The organism is Niastella sp. sgz303648, assembly GCF_059587045.1.
In genome coordinates this window covers 1-5385 of sequence record NZ_JCAPSW010000041.1, presented here as the reverse complement: position 1 = coordinate 5385, position 5385 = coordinate 1, and the positions used below count along the sequence as shown (strand labels likewise).

Sequence of the window (5385 nt, the reverse complement as noted above, 5' to 3'; positions counted from 1 at the left end):
CATTCAGTCAGGAGCGGTTGTGGTTCATCGATAGGCTGGAGGGAAGTGTGCCATATCATTTGCCTACGGTACTGAGGTTAGAAGGAACCTTACAGCCGTTGCATCTTGAAAAAGCATTCCGTGCCATCATAGAGCGTCATGAGGCACTAAGGACCGTCATTAGCGAACACAATGGCTTGCCATACCAGCTAATACTGCCGGCAGACAACTGGAAGCTACAGCAGATACAACAATACGACAGAGATGGTCAGAACTTGAAAAGACTGGTTACTTCATTCATAAATGCTCCATTCGATCTGTCGAATGACTATCCAATCCGGGCGCAACTACTAAAGCTGGGCGAAAAGGAACACTTGCTGATATTGACTATTCATCATATTGCATGCGACGGCTGGTCGAATATCATTCTGGTGAATGAGCTGCTGCAAATGTATGAGTCGGTGGCCGCCACCGGCAAAATCGCAACACTTCCGCCGGTGCAGATACAATACGCGGATTATGCAATATGGCAGCGTATGTGCCAAAACGATCAATCGATCGCTTCTAAAATTGCATATTGGAAGAACAGGCTGAAGAACACTACTGTGACCAGGTTGCCCGCGGACTATCCCGGAGTACTGGAAGCAGACAATGAAGGGGCTTCCGTGACTTTCAATATAGATACTGAAACATTCAGGAGCTTAAAGACCTTATCGGATCTCAATGACTGTACCGTATACATGACCCTGGTGGCTGTATTCAAGGTTTTGCTATATAAATATACTGCGGTCACCGACATAACCATCGGTACTGCAATTGCCGGCAGACAAAGGGAAGAAGTAGAAGGATTGATCGGCTTTTTTGTGAACACACTCGTCTTGCGCGATGATCTCAGTGGTAATCCCACCTTTAAAGAGCTATTGCAGCGCGTAAGACAAACTACCCTTGAGGCATACGATCACCAGGATGTTCCTTTCGATAAGGTAGTCGAAGCGGTGGTAAAAGAACGGGACCTGGGCACAAATCCATTATTCCAGATCATATTCGGATTTCAAAAAGGGATGGATAGAGCCCTTTTTTCAAAGGGCATCGGCGGTTTGACCGTTTCAGAGGAATGGCTGCATGAGCCAAAGGCCAGATTTGAATGCAGCTTCCTGCTGGTAGAGGTGGGAGAAGCGTTACAGGGGAGTATAGAGTATAACAGCCGGTTATTCTCAAAGGATACCATGCAGGGATTGATCGCGCACTATGTGCAGTTGATACGATTGGTATTGAATGATCAGGAGGTGCGTATCAACGATATGGATATGATTACGGGCGAAGGGCGCCGGCAAATCATCTATGATTTCAATCCCGGGCCGATCGTGCGTGACATTCATGAAACCGTCACAGCATTATTTGAGCGTTGGGCGGAGCATTCGCCCGATGCGCCGGCGCTTGTTTTTGAGGAGCGGGAAATTTCCTATAAGGAGCTGGACGAACTTTCAAACCAATGGGCGCATTATTTGAGCAACCTTGGCGTAAAGGAAGATGTTCTGGTTCCGATATGTGCGGAACGGTCAGTGGAGATGGTTGTCGGATTGCTGGCTGTTCTCAAGGCCGGAGGCGCTTATGTGCCCATAGATCCTACCTACCCCGTTGCGAGAATTTCCCATATACTACATGATGTCGGTTCGCCGGTGTTATTAACCACTCGCAGGTGCCGGGCTATAGCGGATGGGCTTTTCAGCAGTTCAATCATTGAACTGGATGATCATCAGCAGATCGCAACCATGCCAAAGGGCAGGCTGCAAAATATTTATCCTGCAAACAGGCCGGCTTATGTGATCTATACTTCCGGATCCACCGGTATTCCAAAAGGCGTCATAATCGGTCATACAGGCCTTACAAACCTGGTATACAGTCAGGTTGAAACGCTTGATTTACGACCCGGCATTGCTGTTTTGCAATTTGCATCATTCAGCTTCGACGCGTCGTGCTATGAGATATTCTGCACTTTGGGAATGGGAGGAAAACTGGTGCTGGCTTCCAGGGATGTAATTGTGGATCTTTCGTCACTCCGGCGATTGTTGAATGATCATCGTATTGAGCTGGTAACGCTGCCGCCAAGCTATCAGCTTGCAATCAGAAATAACCTCGGTTCGTTACGAACGGTAGTGTCTGCAGGCGAGCCTTTGAATGTTACACTGGCCGGGGAATTGATACAAAGCGGGGTACGTTTAATCAATGCCTATGGACCAACCGAGGCTACAGTATGTGCTACCACCTCTTCAAATCCTTTGCGGAAAGACGGAAGAGTGTCTATAGGCGGGCCCATTCAGGGCGTGCAGGTATATATCTGTGACGAACAACGCCATCTTCTGCCGGTGGGTATTACAGGGGAGATATGTATTGCAGGCGCCGGCGTGGCCACAGGCTATCTCAACCATCCCGAGCTCACGCACGAAAAGTTTGTTTCCAATATATTCGATAAAACCGGAACCTCTTTCATGTACAGGTCGGGAGACCTTGGAAGATGGTTACCCGATGGAGAGATAGAGTATGCGGGAAGGGTAGATGATCAGTTAAAAGTAAGAGGGTTCAGAATCGAACCCGGTGAAATAGAGCATTGCATTAGCGAGGTAAAGGGAGCAGGGATTGCCAAGGTGGTTGCGTTGCGTCAATCGGAAACGGACGATGTACAGCTCAGGGCATTTGTGGGTATCGATAAGCGTATCCTCCCCCTTCCCTGGAATGCACATCATTTGATGAGAACGGGAGTCATTGGTCAGTCTGAATTGAAGCTATTGCCGAACGGACTACCTGTTGCCTTCAGGAATGAGGGTGAGGTCATGGTTTTCTATAATGAGATATTCGATAACAGGTGTTATCTGAAGCATGGCATTACCCTGAATGCGGGAAGCTGCGTATTCGACATCGGTGCGAATGTAGGTTTGTTTTCAGTCTTTCTGCGTTTATTGAATAAGGATATCATAGTGCATTCTTTTGAGCCTTTGCCGGAGGTGTTCCGTTATCTCTCGGCAAACAGAGCGTTGCATGAGGTCAAGGGCAAAGCGCATAATCTGGCCATTCTCGACAAAGAAGGGGAGATAGATTTCGATTATTATCCGGCACTCAGCGGTGTCTCCGGTGTTGTTGGTGATGAGGAGGGAATCAGGAGCGCCGTTCAATCTTACATTCAGCACTACGAATCGAATAATCTGCAAGCCGATGATATTTCGTCTCTGGTGAACATGAAAACGGATCATATGAGGATCCGATGTTCGGCCAAATCTTTGTCACAGGTGATACTGGAGGAAGGCATCGAAACCATCGATCTGCTGAAGATCGATGTCGAGAACTCGGAAGCGTTGCTGTTGCAGGGCATTTCTGATAAGGACTGGACCCGCATCCGGAATATAGTGCTGGAAGTTCATGATGTCGACGACCGGGTAACGAATATCGTTTCATTACTGGAAGAAAAAGGGTTTACCGCCTTTGTGGAACAGGAGCTTTCGATGGGGCAAAAGAGCTTTTTTTACAACGTATTCGGAGTACGGGATTATAACGGAAAAGGATCCGGATTAGTTCAGGAGCATGAGTTGTGTTTACCTGAATGGGTGTCCGATGCTGAACTTGTACAATCGATAAAGGACCATGTCAGGGCTTCATTGCCTGACTATATGTGGCCATATCAATTTGTTCTTCTGGACGAGCTTCCGACAACCGAAAATGGGAAAATAGATGTCAGATATCTGGCCGATTTCGATCTTCACAATGAAAACAAAGAGCACTATGTAGGCGCCAGAAATATTTTACAGGTCAGATTGATTGCGATCTGGGAAGAGTTGTTGGGGCTGGAAAAAATAGGCATCGGGGATGATTTCTTTGCGTTAGGCGGTCATTCCCTGATGGCGATCAGGCTTGCCGCGGCTATTCGCAAAGAGCTTGACATTGAGGTGGCCATCGGAGATATCTTCGAATATCCGACGATCGAGTTGTTGTCTATGCAATTGTCTGAATCGGTTGCAGCGCCCGTGACGCCTCCTGTTACGGCCATTGAAAGACCGGCAATTATCCCCTTGTCATTCAGCCAGGAGCGGTTATGGTTCATCGATAGGCTGGAGGGCTCTGTTCAATATCATATACCTACTGTGCTGCGATTGCGCGGCGTGTTGAATGTTACCTGTCTTGAACAGGCGTTCCGCTGGTTGGTCGCCCGGCATGAGGTTTTACGCACGGTGATCTGTGAGCAGGATGGTCAACCTTATCAACGGGTAATGGCCGGGGATGACTGGACGCTGAACTATGTGGATAGGGGCAGTTTGCCTTTGCCGGCGCTGATTCTGTCCCTGGTGAACAGCCCATTTGACCTTTCGGCCGATTATCCGGTGCGTGTGCAACTGGTACGTCTGAACGAAGATGAACATCTGCTGGTTGTAACCCTTCATCATATTGCTTCCGACGGATGGTCGGCGCCCATCCTTGTACGGGAGTTCACCGCCGCATATGAGGCAAGTGTCAATGGCCGTTCGCCTGAATTGCCGCCGTTGCCGGTGCAATATGCGGATTATTCGATCTGGCAGCGTTCGTATTTGCAGGGCGAAGTATTGGAGCAGAAACTTCAACACTGGCGCGACCGGCTGTCGGGTGTAGAGCCGCTGCAATTACCCACGGATCATATCCGACCTGCGGTGCAAAGCAATAGAGGATCAGCCTTTGCTTTCCATTTCGACAGCGAACTTGTTGAAACATTGCAGGCCTTGTCACAGCAGGAAGGGGCGACTGTGTTTATGACGCTGTTCGCTTCATTCCAGATACTGCTGAGCCGCTACAGCGGTCAGTCGGATATCTGCACCGGCACGCCGGTAGCGAACCGTTCGATGCAGGAAGTAGAAGGTTTGATCGGTTTTTTTGTAAATACATTAGTCATACGCAACGAGGTCAGGGGTGACATGCCTTTTAGGACTTTCCTTGCATCTGTCAGGGATACGATCCTCGAGGCTCAGGCAAACCAGGATGTGCCATTTGAGAAGATCGTTGAATCAGTCGTAAGGGATAGAAATACAAGCCGTCATCCTTTATTCGATGTGATGTTCACGTTCCAGCATGAATCACTGTGGCAAAATAGCAATATTTCGCTGGAAGGGCTGCAATTGTTGAACGAACATCTTATGCAGACTTCGTCCAAGTTCGATATCGTTTTTTCACTGACAGATACAAACGATGGGATTGCCGGTACTATCGAGTATTGCACAGATTTGTATAATGCAGGTACTATCAGCCGGATGGCTGATCACTATATACAATTATTACGATCGCTGGTGCGCGATGCGGATCAGCGATTGGAAAAATTGTCGCTATTGGCGGAATCGGGTATTGGCGAGTTGGAAAGCTTCAATGCAACGGAAGTAAGCTATGGTGCTG

1 protein-coding gene is annotated in these 5385 nt (G+C 48.4%); it reads left to right on the top strand.

Features of this window, described 5'->3' with window-relative positions; genetic code table 11:
* The coding region (locus tag AC59IL_RS38720; protein ID WP_496557628.1) for a non-ribosomal peptide synthetase at positions 1–5385 on the top strand (5385 nt) is incomplete at both ends.